Annotated in this window: 25 protein-coding genes; 5 read left to right on the top strand and 20 right to left on the bottom strand. The window is 60.5% G+C overall.

The window, feature by feature from the left end; genetic code table 11:
- Positions 1–3 precede the first annotated feature (3 nt).
- The 4 genes from K5I40_RS10420 to K5I40_RS10405 form a co-directional block, all read right to left on the bottom strand.
- Positions 4–690, bottom strand: a complete 687-nt coding sequence (locus tag K5I40_RS10420; protein ID WP_138370044.1) for a D-lyxose/D-mannose family sugar isomerase — start codon at positions 688–690, stop codon at positions 4–6.
- A 123-nt stretch (positions 691–813) separates the two neighbouring features.
- The gene (locus K5I40_RS10415) at positions 814–1,755 is read right to left on the bottom strand and encodes an ABC transporter substrate-binding protein (RefSeq protein WP_223074499.1); all 942 of its coding nucleotides are present in this window, start codon (positions 1,753–1,755) and stop codon (positions 814–816) included.
- Between the two features lie 153 nt (positions 1,756–1,908).
- A complete protein-coding gene (locus tag K5I40_RS10410) occupies positions 1,909–2,904 on the bottom strand; it encodes an ABC transporter permease subunit (RefSeq protein ID WP_039031974.1) in 996 nt (331 codons plus the stop codon).
- Positions 2,901–4,421, bottom strand: coding sequence for a sugar ABC transporter ATP-binding protein (locus K5I40_RS10405; protein WP_039031975.1), 1,521 nt, complete (start codon positions 4,419–4,421; stop codon positions 2,901–2,903). Before K5I40_RS10405 ends, K5I40_RS10410 begins: the two co-directional genes overlap by 4 nt.
- Before the next feature lie 230 nt (positions 4,422–4,651).
- Between K5I40_RS10405 and K5I40_RS10400 the strand changes: the two genes are divergently transcribed.
- Positions 4,652–6,934: a hybrid sensor histidine kinase/response regulator gene (locus tag K5I40_RS10400; protein ID WP_223074498.1), complete on the top strand. Its 2,283-nt coding sequence runs from the start codon at positions 4,652–4,654 to the stop codon at positions 6,932–6,934.
- Between the two features lie 69 nt (positions 6,935–7,003).
- A complete protein-coding gene (gene yjdP, locus K5I40_RS10395) occupies positions 7,004–7,330 on the top strand; it encodes a DDRRRQL repeat protein YjdP (protein ID WP_139564002.1) in 327 nt (108 codons plus the stop codon).
- 80 nt (positions 7,331–7,410) lie between these two features.
- Here the strand turns inward: yjdP and phnP are convergent, their stop codons facing one another.
- The 16 genes from phnP to K5I40_RS10315 all read right to left on the bottom strand — a co-directional run bounded on the left by phnP (position 7,411) and on the right by K5I40_RS10315 (position 19,389).
- The gene (phnP, locus tag K5I40_RS10390) at positions 7,411–8,169 is read right to left on the bottom strand and encodes a phosphonate metabolism protein PhnP (RefSeq protein ID WP_223074497.1); all 759 of its coding nucleotides are present in this window, start codon (positions 8,167–8,169) and stop codon (positions 7,411–7,413) included.
- Positions 8,170–8,178: 9 nt separating this feature from the next.
- Entirely contained in the window at positions 8,179–8,613 is a 435-nt protein-coding gene (gene phnO / locus K5I40_RS10385) for an aminoalkylphosphonate N-acetyltransferase (RefSeq protein WP_039028371.1), read from the bottom strand.
- Complete coding sequence (gene phnN / locus K5I40_RS10380; protein ID WP_138370049.1) at positions 8,606–9,157, bottom strand: ribose 1,5-bisphosphokinase; 552 nt, start codon at positions 9,155–9,157, stop codon at positions 8,606–8,608. Before phnN ends, phnO begins: the two co-directional genes overlap by 8 nt.
- The gene (phnM, locus tag K5I40_RS10375; RefSeq protein WP_223074496.1) at positions 9,154–10,290 is read right to left on the bottom strand and encodes an alpha-D-ribose 1-methylphosphonate 5-triphosphate diphosphatase; all 1,137 of its coding nucleotides are present in this window, start codon (positions 10,288–10,290) and stop codon (positions 9,154–9,156) included. Before phnM ends, phnN begins: the two co-directional genes overlap by 4 nt.
- A complete protein-coding gene (gene phnL, locus K5I40_RS10370; protein ID WP_138370051.1) occupies positions 10,287–10,967 on the bottom strand; it encodes a phosphonate C-P lyase system protein PhnL in 681 nt (226 codons plus the stop codon). The genes phnM and phnL overlap by 4 nt, the downstream gene beginning before the upstream one ends.
- A gap of 245 nt (positions 10,968–11,212) precedes the next feature.
- On the bottom strand, positions 11,213–11,968 hold the full coding sequence (gene phnK / locus K5I40_RS10365) for a phosphonate C-P lyase system protein PhnK (RefSeq protein WP_039028375.1): 756 nt from the start codon (positions 11,966–11,968) through the stop codon (positions 11,213–11,215).
- Positions 11,965–12,810 (bottom strand): alpha-D-ribose 1-methylphosphonate 5-phosphate C-P-lyase PhnJ, encoded by an 846-nt coding sequence (gene phnJ / locus K5I40_RS10360; RefSeq protein WP_039028376.1) that lies wholly within the window; start codon positions 12,808–12,810, stop codon positions 11,965–11,967. Before phnJ ends, phnK begins: the two co-directional genes overlap by 4 nt.
- Positions 12,803–13,867, bottom strand: coding sequence for a carbon-phosphorus lyase complex subunit PhnI (locus tag K5I40_RS10355; protein ID WP_223074495.1), 1,065 nt, complete (start codon positions 13,865–13,867; stop codon positions 12,803–12,805). Before K5I40_RS10355 ends, phnJ begins: the two co-directional genes overlap by 8 nt.
- A complete protein-coding gene (gene phnH, locus K5I40_RS10350; RefSeq protein ID WP_039028378.1) occupies positions 13,867–14,451 on the bottom strand; it encodes a phosphonate C-P lyase system protein PhnH in 585 nt (194 codons plus the stop codon). The genes K5I40_RS10355 and phnH overlap by 1 nt, the downstream gene beginning before the upstream one ends.
- On the bottom strand, positions 14,448–14,900 hold the full coding sequence (gene phnG / locus K5I40_RS10345; RefSeq protein WP_039028379.1) for a phosphonate C-P lyase system protein PhnG: 453 nt from the start codon (positions 14,898–14,900) through the stop codon (positions 14,448–14,450). The genes phnH and phnG overlap by 4 nt, the downstream gene beginning before the upstream one ends.
- Positions 14,901–15,626 (bottom strand): phosphonate metabolism transcriptional regulator PhnF, encoded by a 726-nt coding sequence (gene phnF, locus K5I40_RS10340; protein ID WP_039028380.1) that lies wholly within the window; start codon positions 15,624–15,626, stop codon positions 14,901–14,903.
- Positions 15,627–15,646: 20 nt separating this feature from the next.
- On the bottom strand, positions 15,647–16,426 hold the full coding sequence (phnE, locus tag K5I40_RS10335; RefSeq protein WP_039028381.1) for a phosphonate ABC transporter, permease protein PhnE: 780 nt from the start codon (positions 16,424–16,426) through the stop codon (positions 15,647–15,649).
- A gap of 111 nt (positions 16,427–16,537) precedes the next feature.
- Positions 16,538–17,554, bottom strand: a complete 1,017-nt coding sequence (gene phnD / locus K5I40_RS10330) for a phosphonate ABC transporter substrate-binding protein (protein ID WP_223074494.1) — start codon at positions 17,552–17,554, stop codon at positions 16,538–16,540.
- Between the two features lie 23 nt (positions 17,555–17,577).
- Positions 17,578–18,366 carry a phosphonate ABC transporter ATP-binding protein gene (phnC, locus tag K5I40_RS10325; protein WP_039028383.1) on the bottom strand — a complete coding sequence of 263 codons (789 nt, stop codon included), beginning with the start codon at positions 18,364–18,366 and terminating at the stop codon, positions 17,578–17,580.
- 134 nt (positions 18,367–18,500) lie between these two features.
- Entirely contained in the window at positions 18,501–18,932 is a 432-nt protein-coding gene (yjdN, locus tag K5I40_RS10320; protein ID WP_138370056.1) for a VOC family metalloprotein YjdN, read from the bottom strand.
- A 121-nt stretch (positions 18,933–19,053) separates the two neighbouring features.
- Positions 19,054–19,389, bottom strand: a complete 336-nt coding sequence (locus K5I40_RS10315; RefSeq protein ID WP_039028385.1) for a zinc ribbon domain-containing protein YjdM — start codon at positions 19,387–19,389, stop codon at positions 19,054–19,056.
- Between the two features lie 207 nt (positions 19,390–19,596).
- Here K5I40_RS10315 and K5I40_RS10310 point away from each other — a divergent pair, with 207 nt between their 5' ends.
- The 3 genes from K5I40_RS10310 (at position 19,597) to K5I40_RS10300 (ending at position 23,212) form a co-directional block, all read left to right on the top strand.
- Positions 19,597–19,782, top strand: a complete 186-nt coding sequence (locus K5I40_RS10310) for a hypothetical protein (RefSeq protein WP_039028386.1) — start codon at positions 19,597–19,599, stop codon at positions 19,780–19,782.
- A gap of 197 nt (positions 19,783–19,979) precedes the next feature.
- The gene (gene crfC / locus K5I40_RS10305; protein WP_223074493.1) at positions 19,980–22,337 is read left to right on the top strand and encodes a clamp-binding protein CrfC; all 2,358 of its coding nucleotides are present in this window, start codon (positions 19,980–19,982) and stop codon (positions 22,335–22,337) included.
- A complete protein-coding gene (locus K5I40_RS10300; RefSeq protein ID WP_039028388.1) occupies positions 22,334–23,212 on the top strand; it encodes a diguanylate cyclase regulator RdcB family protein in 879 nt (292 codons plus the stop codon). Before crfC ends, K5I40_RS10300 begins: the two co-directional genes overlap by 4 nt.
- Positions 23,213–23,606 lie beyond the last annotated feature (394 nt).

The raw sequence follows: 23,606 nt of genomic DNA, 5'->3' as shown, positions 1-23,606 counted from the left end.
TCCTTACGGGCGAAACAGGCTGTACTCGTTACACAACACCAGCACGGCCGGTTCGTCTTCATCAATGTGGTTATAGCGGGCGGTGGGTTGCAGGAAGTGGTTGTCGGTGTCGTCGTCATTCACTGAAGAGACTTCCCCGACCAGCACATCCCCAAAGCCCGCTTCACCCCAGAAGCTGTGATACAAACCGGGCGGCAGGCAGATGCTCTCTCCCGGCGTGAGACGGATATGGCTGCCCGCGACGTGGGTCTGCTGGCATCCGTCGATGGAGACGATGATATCGCCATCCTCTTTCTGCTCATCCTCATCGGCGTTCCACAACTCCACAATCAGATTGCCGCCGCCGCGGTTGATGATGTCCTCGCGCTTGCGCCAGTGGAAGTGCAGGGGCGTTACCTGGCCGTCGCGCACGTGCATGATCTTTTCCGCATAGCATCTGGCCCACGGCTTGCCGCCGGGCGAACCGTTACGCAGGGTAAACAGGGTCAGCCCCTGCGCCGCAAAATTGTCCCCGCCGAAGGCGGTCACGTCCCAGCCGAGACGTAGCTCGAACACTTCGCGCCAGGCGTCAGCCTCAAGCTGCTGCCAGCGGGCAGGGGGAAAGCTGGCAAAAGGGGGCAGATGCACATCGTGCATGGAGAAAAACTGCCGCGTGTGGCCGAGGATTTCGTTGATTTCGGAGCGTTTCATGTGGACTCCTTGCGTGATGTGCAGATATACCCCTAACCCTCTCCCCATAGGGGAGAGGGAACCTGAACACCCTCTCCCCTATGGGGAGAGGGCCGGGGTGAGGGGAATCAGGCCGCACAGACCTTACTTCACCGTCCAGCCCTTATAGGTGCCGACGCTGTTCTTATCGATCATCGTCACCGGGATCAGAACCGGCTCTTTCGGCGCAGGTTTGCCCTGCAGAATGTCATAGCCGATCTCCACCGCTTTCGCCGCCATCACCTGCGGATCCTGGGCAGGGGTCGCGATGAACAGAGAGTTTTCACGCTTCAGGGCCTCTTCGGCATCCGGTGAGCCATCCACGCCAACGATAAAGAACTCGCTACGTTGCGCCTGTTTGGCTGCCAGATCGGCACCGATCGCCGTTGGATCGTTGATCGCAAACACGCCGTCGATCTTCGGATTGGCCGCCAGCAGGGAGGTCATGACTTCCAGCCCGCCTTCGCGGCTGCCTTTGGCGTTCTGGTTATCCGAGAGCACCTTGATATCCGGATGCTTTTTGAACTCATTCTGGCACCCTTCCACACGGTTCTGTACCGCAGAGACCGGCGGTCCGTTGATGATCACCACGTTGCCTTTACCTTTCAGGCGGTCGGTAATCAGCTTACAGGCTATCTCACCGGCCTGGGTGTTGTTGGAGGTGATAGTGGCATCGGCACCTTCTGCCGCCACGTCAACCGCCACCACCACAATCCCGGCATCTTTCGCGCGCTTCACCGCCGGGCCGATCCCTTTCGAGTCAGCGGCGTTGAGAATTATCATATCGACCTTCGCCGCGATAAAATTATCAATCTGAGAAACCTGCTGGCCGAGATCGTAACCGCTGGAGACCAGGGTCACTTTCACGTTATCGCCTGCCAGCTTGCGCGCTTCCAGCTCCGCCCCCTTGGTGATCTGCACAAAGAACGGGTTCGCCAGATCGCCCACCGTCACGCCGATGGATTTCAGCTCTTTGGCCTGGACAAACGGGCTTGCTGCAAGCAGTGCGCCAGCACAGAGCGCGGTAACTAAGGGCTTCAATTTCATGCTGTATTCCTCACGTAGGGTTTCCCGTCATCCTTCTGACCGCAGATGCGTTGGTTGCGCTCATTCACCCGAATCACTTACTACAGTAAGCTCATCGGGATTCACTCACTTGCCGCCTTCCTGCGACCAGAATGATTTAGGGAAATATTGTTGTTATGCACTTTGATGGTGTCGGGTACGGTATTTGTCGATCAGTACCGCAATGATGATCACCGCCCCTTTGATCACCAGTTGCCAGAAGTAGGAGACGCCCATTAGCGTCATGCCGTTGTTGAGGGTGGCGATGATCAGCGCCCCCACCAGCGTGCCGGTGATGGTGCCGATGCCGCCGACGAAGCTGGTACCGCCGAGGATCACCGCCGCGATGGCGTCCAGCTCATAGCCGGTGCCCAGGTTGCCGTTGGCGCTGTAGAGCCTGGAGGCGCTCATCACCCCGCCGAGGCCCGACAGCAGGCCGCTCATGCCGTAGACAAACAGCAGCACCAGCCAGACCTTAATCCCCGTTAAGCGCGCGGCCTGCATGTTGCCGCCCACCGCGTAGATGTGTACCCCAAGGGTGGTGCGGCGCAGGATGAACCAGCAGACGGCAATCACCGCCAGGGCAATCACCACCAGCCACGGCACCGGCCCGAGGTAGTTATTGCCGATCCACTCAAAGCTGATGCTGGAGTTGATAACCGTCGTGCCATCGGCCAGCAGGTAGGCCGCCCCGCGCAGCGCCGTATAGGTGCCGAGCGTGACGATAAAGGGCGGTAGCCCGGCAAAGGCCACCAGCGCGCCGTTGAACAGCCCCAGCACCATGCCGAGCATCAATGCCGCCGGGACCGAGAGCATGGACAGCTCCGGCATCAGCGACACCACCATCGCCGCCACCGCCGTGGTGCCCAGAATCGACCCCACCGAGAGATCGATGCCGCCGGTCAGAATGATGAAGGTCATCCCCGCCGCCAGCACGATGTTGATCGACGCCTGACGGGTGATGTTCAGCAGGTTGCTTTCGGTAAAGAAGTTAGGCGCGATAAAGCCAAATACCGCGACAATCAGGATCAATATCGGCAGGATACCGATGGTTTGCATCAGATCGCCCATCAGCATTTTTTTGGCGGAGGCCGCTTTGGCCACCTGTTGCGGACTGTTTTGTTGGCTCATGATTTTACCGCCTGGTGATGAGAGTCGTTCACGCCGGTTGCCAGCGTCATTATATTTTCCTGAGAGATATCGCTCCGGTGTAGCTCCCCGGCAATGCTCCCTTCGCGCATCACATACACGCGATCGCTCATGCCGACCACTTCCGGCAATTCGCTGGAGATCATCAGGATCGCCACCCCTTTGCGCGCCATCTGGTTCATGATCCGGTAGATCTCGCTTTTGGCGCCGACGTCCACGCCGCGGGTCGGTTCATCGAGGATCAGAATGCGCGGGCCAATCGCCACCCAGCGGGAGATAAGCAGCTTTTGCTGATTGCCGCCGGAGAGCCCGCCCGCCCGCACCTGGGAATGCGGCACGCGAATATTGAGCAGGGCGATAGCGTCATCGGAGATCGACTGCGCTTTTTTGCGGTTGAGCCAGCCGAAGGTGGCGTCACGCTCCAGCGTCGCCATGGTGATGTTCTCCTGCGCCGCCAGCTCGAGAAACAGCCCCTGCTCCTTGCGGTTCTCGGTTAAAAAGCCGATCCCGTGGTCGATGGCGGCGCGCGGGGAGTGGATCACCACCGGCTCGCCGTCCACCTCTATCATGCCGCCCGTCGCTTTGCGCACGCCGAAAATCAGCTGGGCCAGCTCCGAACGCCCGGCCCCCACCAGCCCGGCGAGGCCGACGATTTCGCCGGAGCGCACCAGCAGGCTGCAGGGCTGCACTTTGCTGCCGTCGGTGAGGTGATGGACGTTAAGACGCGGGCTGCCGAGCGGGATATCGCGCTCCTTGTTAAACAGATCGCTTAAGGGCCGCCCGACCATCATCCGCACCAGCTCGGAGGCGTTGAGCTTGTCGCGGGTCAGGCTGCCGACATACTGGCCGTCACGCAGCACGCTGACGCGGTCCGACAGTTCATAGACCTCCGCCATACGGTGGCTGATATAGATAATCGCCATCCCCTCATCGCGCAGACGCATAATCAGCTCAAACAGACGGTGGGTTTCCCGCGACGAGAGGGCGGCGGTGGGTTCATCCATCACCAGAATGCGGCTGTTGCGGTGCAACGCCCGGGCAATCTCCACCTGCTGCTGCTCGGCGATGGTCAGTTTCATCACCAGGTCGGTGGCCTTAAAGTGAGCGCCGAGGCGGTCAATCACCGCCTGCGCCTGGGCCGCCATCTCTCTGCGCTGCACCAGCCCGCCGCGCGACAGCTCGCTGCCGAGGAAGATGTTTTCGGCCACGGTGAGATTCGGTGCCAGCTGCATCTCCTGATAAATCAGGGTGATGCCCGCGGCCAGCGCGTCCTTCGGGCCTTTGATGTGAAACGGCTTGCCGTCGATCAGGATCTCGCCGCTGGTGGCGATGTAAGCCCCGGCGAGAATTTTCATCAGCGTGCTTTTTCCGGCGCCGTTTTCACCCATTAAAGCGTGGATCTCACCGGGAAAGACCGTCAGATCCACACCCTTCAGCGCGTGGAAACTGCCAAAGGTTTTGGCAATGTTGCGCATCTCTAAAACCGGGGTCCTGCTCATGGCGGATCTCCTGTGACGTTCGATATCCGCACTTCATCACAGCCCGGTAAATGCAAAATGTCAGAAGTCGTTCATATTTGTCATAGTTCTGAATAGTTAACCGCCGTCACAATTCCCCGCTTTTCCCCTCTCCCTGTGGGAGAGGGTGTTCAAGTTCCCTCTCCCCTATGGGGAGAGGGTTAGGGTGAGGGGTGAGGGGAAAATACATGCTTACAGCGGAGCTAAAATTAATGCCCTCACGCCGTCCCCCCTTCTTTGCCAGCGCCCGTGGCCGCCTGCTGATCTTTAATCTGCTGGTGGTGGCGGTGACGTTAATGGTCAGCGGCGTGGCAGTGCTGGGCTTTCGCCACGCCAGCCATATTCAGGAGGAGGTGCAGCGCCAGACCCTGGACGACATGACCGGCAGCATGAACCTGGCGCGGGAAACTGCCAACGTGGCGACGGCGGCGGTACGGCTGTCGCAGGTGGTGGGGGCGCTGGAATATAAAGACGAAGCTAACCGGCTTAAGCAGACCCAGACCGCGCTGGGCCACTCGCTGGAGCAGCTTGCCTGGGCACCGCTGGCACAGCAGGAGCCGGCGCTGGTGGCGCGGATCATCCGGCGCAGCAACGAGCTGCAGCGAAGCGTGACCGGGATGCTCGAGCGCGGGCAGCGTCGCCATCTGGAGCGTAACGCTCTGCTGAGCTCGCTCTACCAGAGCCAGAGCTATCTGCGTCATCTGCAGGACATCAACCGTCGCTTCGCCAGTAACGTCCCCGACGCCCGGTTGCTCAGCGAGATGGACCGCCTTATCGTCGCCGCCATCGAAACCCCCTCGCCGCGGGCGACCATTCAGCAGCTGGACAGGGTGACGGCGATGTTGCCTCAGGGGGTCACGCAGCCAGTGGTGAGCCTCGTCCTGCCTGATTTTAACGCCGAGCTGAACAAGCTCGGCCCGCTCTCCAGGCAGCTGGAGGAGAGCGATCTCTCCATCAGCTGGTATATGTTCCACATCAAAGCGCTGGTGGCGATCCTCAACAGCGACATTAATCAGTACGTGGAGCAGGTGGCGCAGGCCTCGCAGCTGCGCACCGCTGAGAGCCATCAGGAGCTGCGCTCCATCAGCGTTTTTATCACTTTTTTTGCCGTGCTGGCGCTGATTATTACCGCCTTTGCCTGCTGGTACATCTACCGCAACCTGGGCACCAACCTGACCGCCATCTCCCGGGCGATGTCGCGGCTGGCCCACGGCGAGCAGGATGTCTCGGTGCCTGCGCTGCAGCGCCGGGATGAGCTGGGCGAGCTGGCGCGGGCGTTCAACGTCTTTGCCCGCAATACCGCGTCGCTGGAGCACACCACCCGGCTGTTAAAAGAGAAGACCTCCCAGATGGAGGTGGACCGCATTGAACGTCAGGGGCTGGAAGAGGCGCTGCTGCACAGCCAGAAGATGAAGGCGGTGGGCCAGCTGACGGGCGGGCTGGCGCATGATTTCAACAATCTGCTGGCGGTGATCATCGGCAGCCTGGAGCTTGCCGATCCCCATTCGCCGGACGCGCCGCGCATCAGCCGGGCGCTGAAGGCCGCCGAGCGCGGGGCGCTGTTAACCCAGCGCCTGCTGGCCTTCTCCCGCAAGCAGTCCCTGAACCCGCACGCGGTGGAGATGAAGCCCCTGCTGGAGAACCTGGCCGAGCTGATGCGCCACTCTCTGCCCGCCACTATCGCCCTGGAGATCGAAGCGCAAACCCCAGCGTGGCCGGCATGGATTGACGTCAGCCAGCTCGAGAACGCCATTATCAACCTGGTAATGAACGCCCGCGATGCGATGGAAGGGCACGCCGGTGCCATCAAAATCCGCACCTGGAACCAGCGCGTCACCCGCAGCGACGGCCGCAGGCAGGATATGGTGGCGCTGGAGGTGATCGACCACGGCAGCGGCATGTCGCAGGCCATCAAATCCCGGGTCTTTGAACCCTTCTTCACCACCAAGCAGACCGGGAGCGGCAGCGGGCTGGGGCTGTCGATGGTGTATGGTTTCGTGCGCCAGTCCGGCGGGCGGGTGGAGATCGAAAGCGCCCCCGGACAGGGCACCACCGTGCGGCTGCATCTGCCGCGCGCCACGCAGCAGGCGCTTCCCCAGCCGGAAACGCTGGCGGCAGCCGCAGCGGCGCAAAGCGACCGGCTGGTACTGGTGCTGGACGATCAGAGCGATGTCCGCCAGACCCTGTGCGAACAGCTGCACCAGCTGGGCTATCTGACGCTGGAGGCCGAAACCGGCGAGCAGGCATTACAGATGCTGAGCGCCTCGGCGGATATCGAGATGTTTATCAGCGACTTAATGCTTCCCGGCACGCTGAGCGGCGCGGAGGTGATCCAGCAGGTCCGCCAGCAGTTCCCGCATCTGCCGGTGCTGTTGATGAGCGGCCAGGATCTGCGTCCGGCTCACAACCCGCAGCTCCCGGACGTGGAGCTGCTGCGCAAGCCCTTTACCCAGGCGCAGCTGGCGCAGGCGCTACAAAAAGCGATGAGAATTTGAGATTCCTCCGCTACTCGCCCCACCCGCCGTTTATTACCGTAAAGCCAGCCCACCTGCGAGACTGGCTTTATGAAACGTTACTCTACCGCTCTGTTATTTGGTCTGCTCTCTTTAACCAGCCATCTGGCTCATGCCGATATCGTTGACGATACGATCGGCAATATTCAGCAGGCCATCAACGACGCTTACAATCCTGACAGCAATAATCGTAATTCCGACGACGATCGCTACGAAGATAGCCGTCGCAGTAATGACAGCCGACAGTATGAAGATCGTCGCAGACAGCTTGAGGACCGGCGCCGTCAGCTGGACGATCGTCAGCGGCAGTTGGATGAAGAGCGACGTCGTTTAGAAGATGACGAGCGTCGTTTGGAGGATGATTACGATCGGCGGTAACGCCCGGCGGCGCTTCGCTTGCACGGGCCTACAAAACCCGTAGGCCGGGTAAGCGCAGCGCCGCCGGGCGATGCGATGCCTCAATCCAGCATCAATACCATCCCGTCATACCCCGCCTCAAACCCCTCCGGCAGCGGGTTGTCCATCATCCAGACGTCAAACTCATGGCTGATATGGGTCAGGATCACCTGCGGACAGCCAATCACCTGATTGAGCGCGATAACCGTATTCAGGTCGCAATGGTTGCGCGGCGTCTCTTCCCGCGGCGGGTGGCTGCAGTCAATCATGATAGCCTGCGGCTGGTTGTTGAGTAAAAACTTCACCGTTTTATCCGGCAGCCCGGCGGTATCGGACAGCCATGCCACCCGGCTGTGGGCGCTCTCCAGCAGATAGCCAAAGGTCAGCTTCGAATGGTTGAGCGGCAGCGGCGTTACCCGCAGACCCTGCAGTTCAAACACCATAAAGGGCTCCAGGGTGTGGCTAAAGTCGAGGATGCCGGGGTGCTTAAACAGATCGTCGCAGCCGCTTTCATCCGGCGGGCCGTACACCGGAATGGTTGCCCCCACCCCCCAGCGCAGCGGGAACAGCCCCTGAACATGATCCATGTGGTAATGGGTGAGCAAAATCTGCTGAAAACTGCCCGCCGGCCAGTCGTCCATCAGGTGTGTGATCCCCGCATCAAGCAGCGTCACCGCATCATTGAATTTGACCACCGCGCTACAGGGGCGACGGCGATGATCCTCCTGCAAACGCGCCCGGCGACAGGCCGGACAGTCGCAGCCAAAGGCGGGCACCAGCTGGGCGCCACCGGTTCCCGTTAACGTTATGGTCAGACTCATAGCGCCCCCTTACAGCGGTTTGGTAAAGCGGAAATGGCTCTGTGTGTACCCTTCACGAAGATAAAAACGGTGCGCGTCGAGGCGCCTGACGCTGGTGGAAAGCTCGGTCATCTCCGCCCCGGCATGGCGGGCCTCCTCTTCCGCCCAGGCCAGCAGCTGGCTGCCAACCTTCAGGCCGCGCGCCTGGGGCATCACCACCAGCTCCTGGATTTCGCCGATCCAGTTGGCGTGATGGAGATGAAACTGCATGTGCAGGCCGATCATCCCGATGATGTGTCCATCCCGTTCGGCCAGCTGGTAACGCATATTGTGATCCTGCAGATTGGCCGCGAACCCGGCATGAAACGCCGAGCGGTCAAGTTCCGCCTGTTTTAATTCGCAGATCAGGCCATAGACCGCATCGACGTCCTCCGGGGTGGCGGGACGCAACTCACACTCAGGCATGGTTTTTCTCCTTCTGGCTAATGAGTGACAGGAAGTTATCGACAGACTGGTGCAAACTTCCGTCGTTATTCAGAACAGGGCAGTGGGAGGGCGTATAGCGGGCGGCGCGCTCCAGCCGCTGGTCGATCTCTTTTGCGCTCTCCCGACCCCGGTCCTGCAGGCGTTGACGCAGGATCTCCGGCGACACCTGCAGGCAGATCGGCAGCAATGCCTGCGCATACCGCGCCTGCGCCTGGGGCAGATGGGCGCGCGAGCCGTTTACCACCACGTCAAACCCGGCGTGCAGCCACAGGTCGATCTCCAGGCCCACCCCATAATAATAGCCGTTGGCGTGCCAGCTCAGGGCAAACAGCTGCTGCCCGGCGCGGGTAAAAAACTCGGGCTCGCTGAGGGCGATATGGTTTTCGCTCCCGGCGCTGGCAGGGCGGGTAATGTAGCGATGCGCCACCAGCATCTGCGGCTGTGACTGCTGGCGCAACGCCGCCAGCAGGCTGTCCTTTCCGGAGCCGGACGGCCCCATTAACCAGATCACTCTTCCCATCAGAACACCCGTTTTCCCTGACGCCAGACGTGGTCGATATGAATATGCTCGCCTTTACGGTGCGCCAGCACCAGGTCGGCCCGCTTGCCTTCGCCAATCACCCCGCGATCGTGCAGGCTCAGCGCCTGCGCCGGGTTTCGGGTCACCAGGCGGATCGCCTGCGGCAGGGTAAATCCGTTACCTTCGTCATCCGCCACGCGGAACGCGGCATCCAGCAGGCTGGCGGGGTAGTAATCGGACGACAGGATATCCAGCAGGCCGAGGGACGCCAGCCTGCTTGCCGCCACGTTGCCGGAGTGCGATCCGCCGCGCACGATGTTCGGGGCGCCCATCAGCACGTTCATTCCGTGCTGGCGCGAAGCCTCTGCGGCTTCGAACGTGGTGGGAAATTCGGCGATAACGCTGCCAAGCTGGTGGGATTCCCGGACATGATCCGCGGTGGCGTCGTCATGGCTGGCAAGAGCGATATTGCGCTCCCGGCACAGCGCGGCAATGGCCTGACGATTGGGCTGCGACCAGCGGGCGGCAAGCGCCAGCTGCTCCTCTTCATAGCGCGCCATCTGCGCGTCGTTGAGGGAGTACTTGCCCTGATAGTATTCGCGATACTTTTCGATGTTGGCGAACTGGCGCTGGCCTGGGGAGTGGTCCATCAGCGATACCAGGGTCACCGGCTCGCGGCCCGCCAGTTTCTCGAACAGCGGCAGGGTGGTGTGATGGGGCAGTTCGCAGCGCAGGTGCAGACGGTGCTCGGCGCGGTTGAGGCCGCGCTTCTGCGTCTCTTCCACGGCGTTGATCATCTTCTCCAGATTCTCCAGACGGTCGCCGCCGTCGCGCACGTCGCCAATCGCCACCGCGTCCAGCACGGTGGTGATGCCGCTGGCGACCATCATCCCGTCGTGGCTGCTCATCGCCGAATGGGCGGGCCAGTCAACTTTGGGGCGCGGGGTGAAGAACTTGTCCATGTTGTCGGTGTGCAGCTCGATCAGCCCCGGCAGCAGCCAGCCGCCTTCGCCGTCCATCGCCTCGGGCAGGCGGCTCTGGGTTTCGGCAAAGGCGCGAATGACGCCGTCCTGAACGTCGATGGAGCCGTCAACGACCTCGTTTTCCAGCACCAGTTTTACGTTGTTTACGATCATGCTGTGATCCCCATCGGGTGCAGACGATCCGCCACGCGATCCCGCACGGCGTCGTCGTGGAAGATCCCGACGATCGCCGCGCCGCGCGCTTTGGCTTCTTCGATCAGTTCCATGACCGCGGCGCTGTTTTTCGCATCCAGCGAGGCGGTCGGTTCATCGAGCAGTAAAATCGGGTAATCGACGATAAAGCCGCGGGCGATGTTCACCCGCTGCTGCTCCCCGCCGGAAAAGGTGGAGGGGGCGAGATGCCACAGGCGCTCCGGCACGTTGAGGCGCGTCAACAGGCTGGCGGCCTTGGCGGCGCAGGTGTCGCGCGGCACGCCGAGATCCAGCAGGGGCTGCATCACCACTTCCAGCGCCGGAACGCGCGGGATCACCCGTAAAAACTGGCTGACCCAGCCGATGGTGGTACGGCGCACATCGCGCACCTTGCGCGCCGGGGCCTGCACCAGATCCACCCATTCGTCGCCGTGGCGGATATGGATGTGGCCTTCGTCCGGCAGATAGTTGGCGTACAGCGAGCGCAGCAGGGTCGATTTACCGCTGCCGGAGTGGCCGTGCAGCACCACGCATTCACCATTTTTTACCTCAAGGGAGGCGTTTTGCAGCACCGGCAGGCGGACGCCGTTTTGCTGGTGGAGTACAAAGGTCTTACTGACGTTTTCAACGCGGATCATGTTGGCCTCGTGGTTCGGGATGCCGGGTGGCGCTTCGCTTACCCGGCCTACAAGGTGCTGGATTTATTGCCGGGTGGCGGCTGCGCCTTACCCGGCCTACAAGGTGCTGGATTTATTGCCGGGTGGCGGCTGCGCCTTACCCGGCCTACAAGGTGCTGGATTTATTGCCGGGTGGCGGCTACGCCTTACCCGGCCTACAAAATCGTAGGCCCGTGCAAGCGAAGCGCCGCCGGGCAACAGCAATCTCAATTCTGCAAAACGGACGACACCAGCAGCTGGGTGTAAGGGTGATGCGGGTCGTCGAGCACCCGGTCGGTCAGCCCACTTTCCACCACCTCGCCGCTCTTCATCACCAGCAGACGGTCCGCCAGCAGGCGGGCGACGCCCAGATCGTGGGTGACAATCACCACCGCCAGGTTCAGCTCCACCACCAGACCACGCAGCAGATCCAGCAGACGGGCCTGCACCGAGACGTCGAGCCCGCCGGTGGGTTCGTCCATAAACACCAGCTTCGGATGGGTGACCAGGTTGCGGGCGATCTGCAGACGCTGCTGCATGCCGCCGGAGAAGGTGGTGGGCAGGTCGTCGATGCGCGAGGATGGGATCTCCACCTCCTCGAGCCAGTGTTTCGCCGTCGCGCGGATCTCGCCGTAATGACGCGCGCCGGTGGCCATCAGCCGTTCGCCGATATTGCCCCCCGCCGACACCTGGCGGCGCAGGCCGTCCATCGGATGCTGGTGCACCACGCCCCATTCGGTGCGCAGCAGGCGGCGGCGCTCCGCCTCGCTCATGCCGTACAGCGAATCGCCGTCATAGAGAATGTCGCCGTTCTGCGGGGCCAGACGGGCGGAGATGGACTTCAGCAGGGTGGTTTTGCCGGAACCGGACTCGCCGACAATCCCCAGCACTTCGCCCGGCCACAGGTCGAACGACACGTCGCTGAAGCCTTTGCCCGGCGCATAAAGGTGGGTCAGGTTATTGACCGAAAGCAGCGGTTTCATTGGCTGTTGGCCTCGCTCTGTTGGCGGCAAAAATCGGTGTCGGAGCAGACAAACATCCGCTTGCCGGTGTCATCCAGCACCACTTCATCCAGATAGCTGTGTTTCGATCCGCAGATGGCGCAGGGCTCGTCCCACTCCTGCACGGTAAACGGGTGGTCGTCGAAATCGAGGCTTTCAACACGCGTGTAGGGCGGCACGGCGTAGATGCGTTTCTCGCGCCCGGCACCGAACAGCTGCAGGGCAGGCATCATGTCCATCTTCGGGTTATCGAATTTCGGGATCGGCGACGGGTCCATGACGTAGCGGCCGTTGACCTTCACCGGGTAGGCGTAGGTGGTGGCGATATGGCCGAAGCGGGCGATGTCCTCGTACAGCTTCACCTGCATCACGCCGTACTCTTCCAGGGCGTGCATGGTGCGGGTTTCGGTCTCGCGCGGCTCGATAAAGCGCAGCGGCTCCGGGATCGGCACCTGGAAAATCAAAATCTGATCTTCGGTGAGCGGGGTTTCCGGGATGCGGTGGCGGGTCTGGATCAGGGTGGCGTCTTCGGTGCGCTCGGTGGTGTTGACCCCGGTGACGCGCTGAAAGAACTGGCGGATCGACACGGCGTTGGTGGTGTCGTCGGCCCCCTGGTCGATGACCTTCAGCACGTCCGCCTCGCCAATCACGCTGGCGGTGATCTGAATGCCGCCGGTGCCCCAGCCGTAAGGCATGGGCATTTCACGGCCACCAAACGGCACCTGATAGCCGGGGATGGCTACCGCTTTTAAAATGGCGCGGCGGATCATGCGTTTGGTTTGCTCATCCAGATAAGCAAAGTTGTAGCCGCTGAGGTTAGCCATTTTTGCGCTCCTGTTGCAGACGTTTAAGCAGCTCCAGTTCAGCCTGGAAATCGACGTAGTGCGGCAGCTTGAGGTGCGAGACGAACCCGGCAGCCTCGACGTTATCCGCGTGGGCCAGCACGAACTCCTCGTCCTGCGCCGGGCCTGAGAGGTTCTCGTCGTAGTCCGGCGCCTGGAGGGCGCGGTCAACCAGCGCCATCGCCATCGCCTTGCGCTCGCCCATGCCAAACACCAGCCCGTAGCCGCGGGTAAAGTGCGGCGCGTCGTTGTCAGGGGTGACGAAGCCGTTAACCATTTCGCACTCGGTCACCAGCATTTCGCCGACGTTCACCGCAAAACCCAGCTCTTCCGGCACAATGTTGATATCGATGTAGCCGCTGCGAATTTCACCGGCAAAGGGGTGGTTGCGTCCGTAGCCGCGCTGGGTGGAGTAGGCCAGCGCCAGCAGGTAGCCCTCGTCGCCGCGCATCAGCTGCTGCAGGCGCGAGGCGCGGGAGCAGGGGTAGACTGGCGGGGTGCGGGTGATGTCGTCCGGCTCCTCGCCGCTGTCCTCTTCCGCCTTCGCCAGCCCCTGGCTGGCCAGCAGGCTAAAGACGTGCGGGGCGGCATCCTGCTGCGGCTCTGCCGTGTTCAGTTCCGGCGTTTCACCGTTTGCCAGCAGGGTGAAATCGAGCAGGCGATGGGTATAGTCGTAGGTCGGGCCGAGCAGCTGGCCGCCGGGAATGTCTTTATAGACGGCAGAAATCCGGCGCTCGAGGCGCATCTCTGCGGTATTCACCGGCTCGCTCACCGCCAGCTTTGCCAGGGTGGTGCGGTAGGCGCGCAGCAGGAAGATGGCCTCGACGTTATCGCCGCTGGCCTGCTTCAGCGCCAGCGCCGCCAGCTCGCGGTCGGCAATGCCGCCTTCGGTCATCACCCGGTCGACGGCGAGGTTCAACTGCTGTTCAATCTGGGCCACGCTCAGCTCGGGAAGCTGGTCATCGCCCCGGCGTCGGTGCTCCTGCAGCGCGTGGGCGGCGGCGATCGCCTTCTCGCCCCCTTTGACGGCAACGTACATCAGCACACCTCCACATGGGTGGTTCGCGGGATCGCCAGCAGGCGTTCGCCGCAGGTCAGCAGCAGGTCGATCCCCAGCGGGAACGGGTGCGGGCGCTCGGTCAACTCATGAATGATGCACTCCGGCAGCTGCGGGGCGACCATCCGTTCCTCGGCGATCCCGGCGCCGGTCAGGCGCAGCATGCGTCCGCCGCTCAGGCTGGAAACCTGCAAAATCAGGGTGGCGCTGGTCTCGGGGGCCACGGCGGTGCCTTCGCTCAGGGCGTTGAGCTGCTCGTGGCTGATGTGCTCGTCGGCAACGGCGAACACCGCCTGCTGGGGCTGATCCACCAGCGGGGCGCTGGTATGAAAACGCAGGTTGCTGCTGACGATATCGTTGCTGACGGCGCCCGACAGCCACACCGGGGTGTCGTTATCGGCCAGGGTCAGCAGCACGCTGGTGGTGGCGAGGTTCAGCGGCTGCCAGCCATGCTTAAGCTGATGCAGCGAGACGATGACGCCCGGTTCGCTCATGGCTTTCAGCAGACGACGAAAACTGTGCTGGGCATCCTGCACGGCGAGGGTAAAAGCGGGATGAAGGGTCATGCGTTGTCTCCGCGAACGAGCGTAAAGAAGTCGACCCGGCTGGTGTTCACTTCGGCCTGACGGGCAGCAAGGCGTGCGGCGCGATCGGCTTCCAGCGGGGCAATAACGGTTTCCATCAGGGCCTGAAAATGGGGGGCTTCCTGCAGCAGGGCGTCCACGACGGCGCACTGCTCGGCGTGGGTTTTGTTGCGCCCGAGCAGGTAGCTGTAGCCGAGCGTGCCGCTGGCGAGGCGCACCACGGCGCGGGTCAGGGTGGCGTCGCCGGCAAAGTAGCGTGCGCCGGTGCCGCCCATCCGGGCCTGGATCTGCACCAGCCCGCTCTGTGGGGCGCGGATCAGCTCATAAACCGGGGTCAGGCTCAGGGCCGACATCCGCGCAGCAAGTGCCGCAGGCTGGCTGTGGGCGAGCACGGCCATCCAGTGCTGACGGGTGGAGGTATCGAAGTGCATTCAGTGCTCCATGGTGAATTCAATCATGTCGGCGCGGGTCAGGCTGACGGAGTACTCCGTCGCGTTCACCTCGTCGTCACGGTGGTTAAGGGTGCGCACGCAGAGCAGGGGCGCCATGTTGGGGATCTCCAGCACCTTGCTCTCTTTAGCCTGGGCGCGGCGGGCGCTGATCCGCGTCTGGGTACGCTTCAGGGCGATCCCGGTGGCGTCGAACAGAAAGTCGTGCAGCGAGCCGCTGGTGAAATTTTGCAGCACCGGCCAGAGGGCCAGGTCCGCGAAGTAGTGGTCGATCTGGCAGACCGCCACGCCGTTGACCCGGCGCAGGGTGCGCAGGTGAACGACGTTGTCGCCCTCCGAAATCCCCAGCGCGTCCGCCACGTGGCTGGAGGCCGGACGCAGCACCGAGAGCAGTTTTTCGCTGGTAGGGTGGCTGCCCTGATCGAGCAGGTTCTGGCTGAAGCGCGCCTGGGCGTTGAGCGGGTAGTCGAACGGACGCATCAGCACCAGCACGCCGATGCCCTGACGGCGCTGGACCCAGCCGCGCTCCACCAACTGGTCAATGGCGCGGCGCAGGGTGTGGCGGTTGACCTCATAGCGGTCGGCAAGCTGCTGTTCGGCAGGCAGGTAGTCGCCGCAGCGGTAGTGGGTACGCAGCTCCACTTCGAGCTTCGCGGCGATCTCTTGCCAGCGGGTTGGGTAACTGGTCGGATGTCTGGATAAGTGCATATAAAACAATGCCTCGCTACTCAGATGAAGTGCTTACGCAAACGTTGAGAGAGGAAGTCCAGCAGGCTGACGGTGATGATGATGAGCACCATCAGGGCGCAGGTTTGCTGGAACTGGAAGCCGCGAATCGCTTCCCACAGGGTGACGCCAATTCCGCCCGCGCCCACCATGCCGACCACCGTCGCCGAGCGGACGTTGGACTCAAAGCGGTAGAGGGAGTAGGAGATGAGCAGCGGCATCACCTGCGGCAGGACGCCGTAGAGGATCTCTTCCAGCTTGTTGGCGCCGGTGGCGCGAATGCCTTCGACCGGGCCGGGCTCGATGGCTTCCACCGCTTCCGAAAGCAGTTTGGAGAGCACGCCGGTGGTGTGGATAAAAAGCGCCAGCACCCCGGCGAAGGGACCGAGACCGACGGCGACCACGAACAGCATCGCAAAGACCATTTCGTTGATGGCGCGGCAGGCGTCCATCAGGCGGCGCACCGGCTGGTAAATCCACCACGGCACGATGTTATCGGCGCTCATCAGGCCAAACGGAATGGAGAGCACCACGGCCAGGGCGGTGCCCCAGACGGCGATTTGCAGGGTGACGGCCATTTCGCTGAGGTAGTCCTGCCACTGGCTGAAGTCCGGCGGGAAGAAGTCGGCGGCGAAGGTCGCCATGTTGCCGGAGTCACGTACCAGCGTCAGCGGGTCCATTTCCGCGCCTTTCCAGGAGACGACGAGCACCGCCAGCAGAACGGCCCAGCCGATCAGCGAGAACCAGCCGCGCTTTGGCGGTGGGAGAGTGATGGTTTGCATGTTAACTCCGTTGGTTTATGTTCCCCTCACCCTAACCCTCTCCCCATAGGGGAGAGGGAACCTGAACACCCTCTCCCCTATGGGGAGAGGGCTGGAGTGAGGGGTATAGGGTTATTGCACCGCTTTACTCACGCTGGTCATGGCGCCCAGCGCGGCGGTCAGGCGGTCGAGATCGTCCAGCTGGGCCTGAATTTCAGACATCTTGCTGCTCTTCTCTTCCTCTTTCAGACCCTTGTTGTCCTTCACGCCCTGGATCTGTTTGAACAGCGCCAGCTGGCGGATAGGTACCAGCTGCAGGTCGCTGGAGGCGCGGAACGGTGCCCAGCCCAGACGTTCCAGCACGGTTTTCTCTTCCGCCGTTTTGCCGTAGTTCATAAAGAAGTCGTACACCTTGTCCTTGGTGCTTTCGGAGATGTTTTTACGCCACACAATCGGGTCGCCCGGGATCAGCGGAGATTTCCAGATCACCTTCAGCTCTTTCAGCTTGTCCGGAGCGGACGTCTTCAGCTTGTCGAGGTTTTCGGTGTTGTTGGTGGCCACATCCACCTGCTTGTTGGCGACGGCCAGGGCGTTGGTTTCATGCCCGGCGTTGACCGTGCGTTTGAATTCGCTGGTGGAGACGTTGTTTTTGGCGAAGACGTAGTAGCCAGGGACCAGGAAGCCCGAGGTGGAGTTCGGGTCGCCGTTGCCAAAGGTGAGCTCTTTACGTTTTGCGAGCATGTCCTGAAGGTTGTTGATCGGGCTGTCTTTGTTGACGATCAGCACGCTCCAGTAACCCGGGGAGCCGTCGGCGGCGACGGTTTGCGCAAAGACCTGACCGTTAGCGCGATCCACCGCTTCCATGGCGGAGAGGTTGCCGTACCAGGCGATGTCCACTTTGTTAAAGCGCATTCCCTGGATGATGCCCGCGTAGTCCGGGGCGAAGAAGGCGTTCACTTTGATCCCCAGTTTGGTTTCCATATCCTTCAGGAAGGGTTCCCACTGTGGCTTCAGGTTCTGCTGTGATTCCGTCGAAATGATGCCGAAGTTCAGCGCTTTTTCCTGCTCCTCAGCGAACGCCGGGCTTAACAGGGTGCTGATGCTGAACATGCTGGTGAAGGCCAGCGCGGCAACCGTTTTATAGCTCATTTCCATTCCTCATTGTGGGGACGTTAAGCAGCCTGCGCGCTCTCTTCGACGCGATTTATGCTGCGGTAGAGATGGTCAAAACGTTCGTTATCAAACTGATGGCTGGCGCCATCGAAGAAGACGTGGCCCTGACGCAGGGCGACGATGCGCTCGCAGTAGCGCAGGGCGTAATCCACCTGATGCAGCGTCACCACGATGGTGATGCCGTCTTTCTGGTTGATGTCGCGCAGGGTCTCCATGACGATGCGCGCCGACTCCGGATCCAGCGAGGCAATCGGCTCATCGGCGAGAATGATTTTGGCTTTCTGCATCAGCGCCCGGGCGATCGCCACGCGCTGCTGTTGTCCACCGGACAGGGTGGAGACGCGCTGGTGGGCGAAATGGGCCATGCCGACGCGGGCCAGCGCCTGCAGCGCCTCCTGCTTCTGGGCAGGGGAGAACCAGCGCAGGCAGGTGCGCCAGAACGGGGTGCTGCCGAGGGCGCCGATCAGCACGTTCTCCAGCACCGTCAGGCGATTCACCAGGTTGAACTGCTGGAAGATGTAGCCGGTCTGGGCGCGGCTTTTACGGATGTCACTCGCCAGACGGCCCGCGCGCTGCACGGTGTTGCCCAGCAGCTCTACAAAGCTTTCCGACGTTTTATCGCAGGTGATAAGGCCGCTTAGGTGGCGCAGAAGGGTGGATTTACCGGAACCGGACGGCCCGAGCAGCGCTACCATTTCGCCCTGATGGACGGTCAGATCAACGGCATGCAGAGCCTTGTTATGATGGAAGGTCTTGCTCAGTTTCTCGACGCGGATGACAGTGTGCATGGGTGAGGCCTCGATTCGAATGTGGCCTCATGCTGGCGGATCAATGTGACATTTAGGTTAAGTGTTAGTTGCGGGAGTTTGAAGAGTTGAGGTGAAAGCGATGACAGGCGGAGGCATGGCCCCCGCCGACGGGATCACGGTTGTTTAACAACGTTGATCATCCAGGGAACGCCGAACTTATCGGTCACTTTACCGAAACCGTGCGCCCAGAAGGTCTCCTGCCAGGCCATATCAACCGTGCCGCCTGCGGCCAGGCTATCGAACCAGCGTTTGCCCTCGGCCACGTCCTGGGTATCAAGTACCAGGGTAAACCCGGCGTAGGTGCCATTACCGCTGAGCGTGCCGTCGCTCATCATGATGTCGCTGCCGGCGATGCGCACGTTGGAGTGGGCGATAGCGGAGTCGGGGAACTGCATGCCGGACGGACAGCCCTCTTCGCTGTTGTCGTCTTTGGGCATGTCACCGAAGGTCATTTTATAGAGGAGTTCTGCGCCAACGGCCTGCTGGTAGTAGGCGATGGCCTCTTCGCAGTTGCCGGCGAAAGAGATGTAGGGACTTAACGGCATAATCGTTACCTCAGGTAAGAGAAGCCCGTTAAGTTTAGTTCGCTTTTTGTAGGCCGGATAAGCGGAGCGCATCCGGCAAAAGCGCCCGGCGGCGCTTCGCTTGCCGGGCCTACAAAACAAATCAGTTCTTTTTCACGAACTCGGATTTGAGCTTCATCGGGCCGAAGCCGTCAATTTTGCAGTCGATGTTGTGATCGCCCTCGACCAGACGAATGCCTTTCACTTTGGTGCCGATCTTCAGCATTGACGAGCTGCCTTTTACCTTCAGATCTTTAATGACGGTGACGTTATCGCCATCCGCCAGCAGATTGCCGTTGGCATCTTTGACGATCAGTTCGTCGCTCTCTGCTGCGGGCTCTGCGTTATTCCATTCGTAAGCGCATTCCGGGCAGATAAACATACCGTTATCTTCGTAGGTGTATTCAGAGTTGCATTTTGGACAGTGTGGAAGCTGCATGGTGTTCTCCTCAAAATAGTGCGAACCGGCGGCAATAAGGCCCGCCAAAAATCGACAGGTTGTCGAAAAAGGCGGCAAGTATAGCGCATGTCCTTACTGTTGTCGGTGATATTATTTTTCGCTTTTGTCCAAAAAAGCGTTTTCAGTGACATTGTTTGTCAGTGACTCAGGTAATGATAAGTCTCAGGCACAGGAGGAGAAACTCTTATGAATGAAAGCAATAATATTTATTGCGGCAAATTGATACGCCGTACTATTTCAGATAAGGTTAAGGTGCTAATGATATTCACCGTAAATGTTTTTAAAGCCATCCCCGATCCACAAAGGGGTGAATTACCCCTCATTTTTGGTGGGCGATTAAAGATGGTTTATCCTGAAATTTCGTCAATTTGAGCTACGCTCTTTATCTTTCGGTTTCCCTGACCGAAGGAGCGTGCTCCGCTGCTTTACGCGCCGAAAGAATATATTTTATTGCCATCAAGCAATTATATTGCGTCGAACATATTTGCTACACGGAATCATATAAGCCGATCCTTCATTCTTAAAATAATTCGGTTATATAAAATTTGTGTTAAGGGAAGGCTTTTACCATGCACACACAAACAATATTTGAGTTAAGCCAGGAAGCAGAAAGGCTGCTGCAACTCTCCTTGCAGAATCTCGATGCGCTGAGCGCCATGCCTGTTGCGATGCTGGACAACGCGACGTCGGCCCTTACCGGCGAAACCAGTAACATATTACCTCTGCACTTTAGTGCCCGTGGCTTAGAAGCGCAGCAGTCGATGCTGAATAATGAGCTGCGCAAAATTACCCGTCTGGAGATGGTGCTGGCGATCGTGGGCACCATGAAAGCCGGGAAGTCCACCACCATCAACGCCATCGTGGGCACCGAGGTGTTGCCCAACCGCAACCGCCCGATGACCGCGTTGCCGACGCTGATCCGCCATACCCCGGGCCAGAAAGAGCCGGTGCTGCATTTTTCTCACGTGGCGCCGATCGATACATTAATAAAACAGATGCAAAAGAAGCTCGCCAATTTCGATCGTGGCAAGCTGGCCCAGCAACTTGAAATTGATAAAGATATGAATGCGCTGCTGGGGCGCATTGAATCCGGCGAGGCATTTGAAAAACATTATTTGGGTGCGCAGCCAATATTTAACTGTTTAAAAAACCTTAACGATTTAGTGCGCCTTTCCCAGGCGCTGGGAACCGATTTTCCGTTTTCGGCCTATGCCGCAATTGAAAATATCCCGGTTATTGAAGTGGAATTTGTTCATCTGGCCGGGCTGGACGCGCATCTGGGGCAATTAACCCTGCTGGACACCCCGGGGCCGAACGAGGCCGGGCAGCCTCATCTGCAAAAAATGCTCACCGAGCAGCTCTCACGTGCCTCGGCGGTGCTGGCGGTGATGGACTATACGCAGCTGAAGTCGATTTCGGATGCCGAAGTGCGGCTGGCTATTTCTGCCGTCAGCAAATCGGTTCCGCTGTATGCGCTGGTCAATAAATTCGATCAGAAAGACCGTAACAGCGACGATGAAGAGCAGGTGCGGGCGATGATATCCGGCACCCTGATGAAAGGCCACATCTCTCCGGGCCAGATCTTCCCGGTGTCGTCGATGTGGGGATACCTGGCGAACCGCGCCCGTCATGAGCTGACGCAGCACGGTAAGCTGCCGGATCACCAGGAGCAGCGCTGGGTGCAGGATTTTGCCGAAGCCGCGCTGGGCCGCCGCTGGCGGACTGCCGATCTGGACGATATTGAACATGTTCGCCACTCCGCCGATCTGCTGTGGGAGGACTCCCTCTTCGAGCAGCCGATCCGCAAGCTGATTCACGCCGCCTACGCTAACGCCTCGCTCTACGCGCTACGCTCGGCGTCACATAAGCTGCTGAACTATGCCCAGAACGCCCGCGAATATCTGGATTTCCGCTATCAGGGGCTGACGGTGGCCTTTGAGGAGCTGGAGCTAAATATCGCCCGGCTGGAAGAGGATATGGCGCTGCTGCAGTCCCGCCAGGCGTCGGTGAGCGATGAGGTGAGGCATGAGGTTAGCCAGGCGCTGACGGCAACCGATCTGTTTATCAGCACCCAGCAGAGCGATATCAAACTTGCGGTAGAGCACATCTTCAACCCGGACAATTTGCTGGATCTGGCCGGGTTTAATCCGCATACGCTGTATGCCGATGCATTAGCGACGCCCGGCCAGCTGGTGCTTGAGGATGAAGGCCAGGCGCAGATCCTGCTGAGCAAAATCCGCTCCTCCTGCGAAACGATCATGCTGGATGCGCAGGCCAAAATCGGCCGCGAGCTGGCGCTGCGGTTTGACCAGCTGGAAACCACTCTGGCCCGCTCGCTGAACGACGCCATGCGTCCGATTGAGACGCGCATTAAAGAGGAGTTAAGCCACGCCGGTTTCCGCGCGCGGATCAGCTTCCCGGCGTTCCAGGCGAACCAGCTTAACTTCAACACCCGGAGCCTGTTCAGCGACGCTATCGCCCAGGAGAGTCAGCCCGCCAGCCAGGCGCAGGGAGCCAGCAGCGCGTTGCGCGAGACGGTCTCCCGCTGGTTGAACAATCCGGGCTGGGGCTGGGAAGATTACGTGATGACGCGGACGCGATACGTTATCAACGTGTCACAGCTTCATGAAAAATTTAAACAGCATATAGATCACTTTTGTGAACAAATTCGTAAAGCTTTGGCGGCGCAGGTCGATGTCTCTGTTACAGCAGGTATGGCAACATTCTTTGCGGAATTCTCGTTATGCCTTGCTGGATTACAGGAAAGCTTGCGTGATAGCCTCGCAGTGCGCCAGCAAAATGAGCATGCCACACGGGCGCTCAGCCAGCTGCTGCAGCAATGTATTACCACTGCGACGTGGATTCAGGAAGATACCCGACTGTTACGCGATGATATTCAAACGCTATTCGCGGCAGAGCAACCATGACAAAACACTTACTGGACGGTCCCGGACGGACGCTGGAATGTATCCATCCTAAATTTATGGTCGACCTGGTACAGGGGGCTGACGCGCAGCGTCATACCTCTGTGGCGTCGCAACAGCAGCACTTTCGTGAACGTTTAACCCAGGAGATCATGGCGCAGACTCAGCTTCGCCAGTGGGCCATGGGGGGAATGTTCAGCGAAAATGCTGTGCTGCGGCTCGGGCTGGCAGAGAAGCTGGCGGGGATGTTTGACCCCGGCCATCTGGCATTGACCCGGATGACGCAAATCCTCACCACCCTGCGCCAGCAGGCCAGCCTGCGTAATCAGCCAGCCATCGGGCTGGTGCATCAGTACGAAACCCTCGCCGCCCATTTCCAGCAACGTGCGCAGTTTAAAGAGAAAGCCTTAACCCAGCGCGGATTAACGGTGCAGGCCGGCGTTCACAGCGAGCAGATTTTTACCCGCTGGCGGGCCGGACACTATGACGGCTGGTCGCTGGCCGGGCGCGGTTATGTGGCGCTGGAGGAGCTGCGCTGGGGAGCGTTTGGTGACGCCTGCCGGCTGGCGAATGCGGACGTCAGCGCCATGCTGAAAGATAACCTGTGCAGCATGGTGGCGAACTATCTGGCACAGGGGATCAACGCCGCGCCCAACACCCGACATTTCTATCACCAGTGGCTGACCACGCCCGGTACGCCGGGGATTATCGATCATAAAGACATGCTGGGCTGGCTGGGGGACTGGTGTGATACCGACAGGCATCCGGTGTGCTGGTCGGTGACGCAGAGCTGGCAGAACGTGGCATTGGGGATGCCGAGGCTTTGTTCGGCGGCCAGGCTGGCAAAAGCGATGGTGGGGGAGGTGTTTGGGGAGTAAGGGTTGGCACGGTTAGCCCCCTCTCCCTTGAGGGAGAGGGTTGGGGTGAGGGGGAATATGCGGCACCGATGGTTTTTCCGTTCACTTCCAGAGCAGCGCTCCTTTGTAAACAACGTCAACTGTGAACGTGTTAAGGGGGCTATCGCGCCCCTTAACAATCCCGGCTCCCGGCAAGAAAATCGCCGCTTCGCGGATTGTTCGCCCCATCCCTGGGGCTCACCCCTTCGGGGCCAGCGCAAGCGCTGTCCAAAATTGCTCCCGGCAATTTTGTCCTCAGCTTATTCCCGCAGGCTTAGGGTCGGGCGTGATCCTACATCCCTGTAGGTCACGCCCTCTCGGCGCATCCATGCGCCTCGCCACGGCCTGCGGTCAACGCTTCGGCGATTTTCAGCCG

The sequence above is a fragment of the Leclercia sp. LTM14 genome (assembly GCF_023736175.1).
GTDB lineage: Bacteria > Pseudomonadota > Gammaproteobacteria > Enterobacterales > Enterobacteriaceae > Enterobacter > Enterobacter barmai.
The sequence above is the reverse complement of the archived record's forward strand: the minus strand, read 5'-3'. Positions and strand labels throughout refer to the sequence as shown.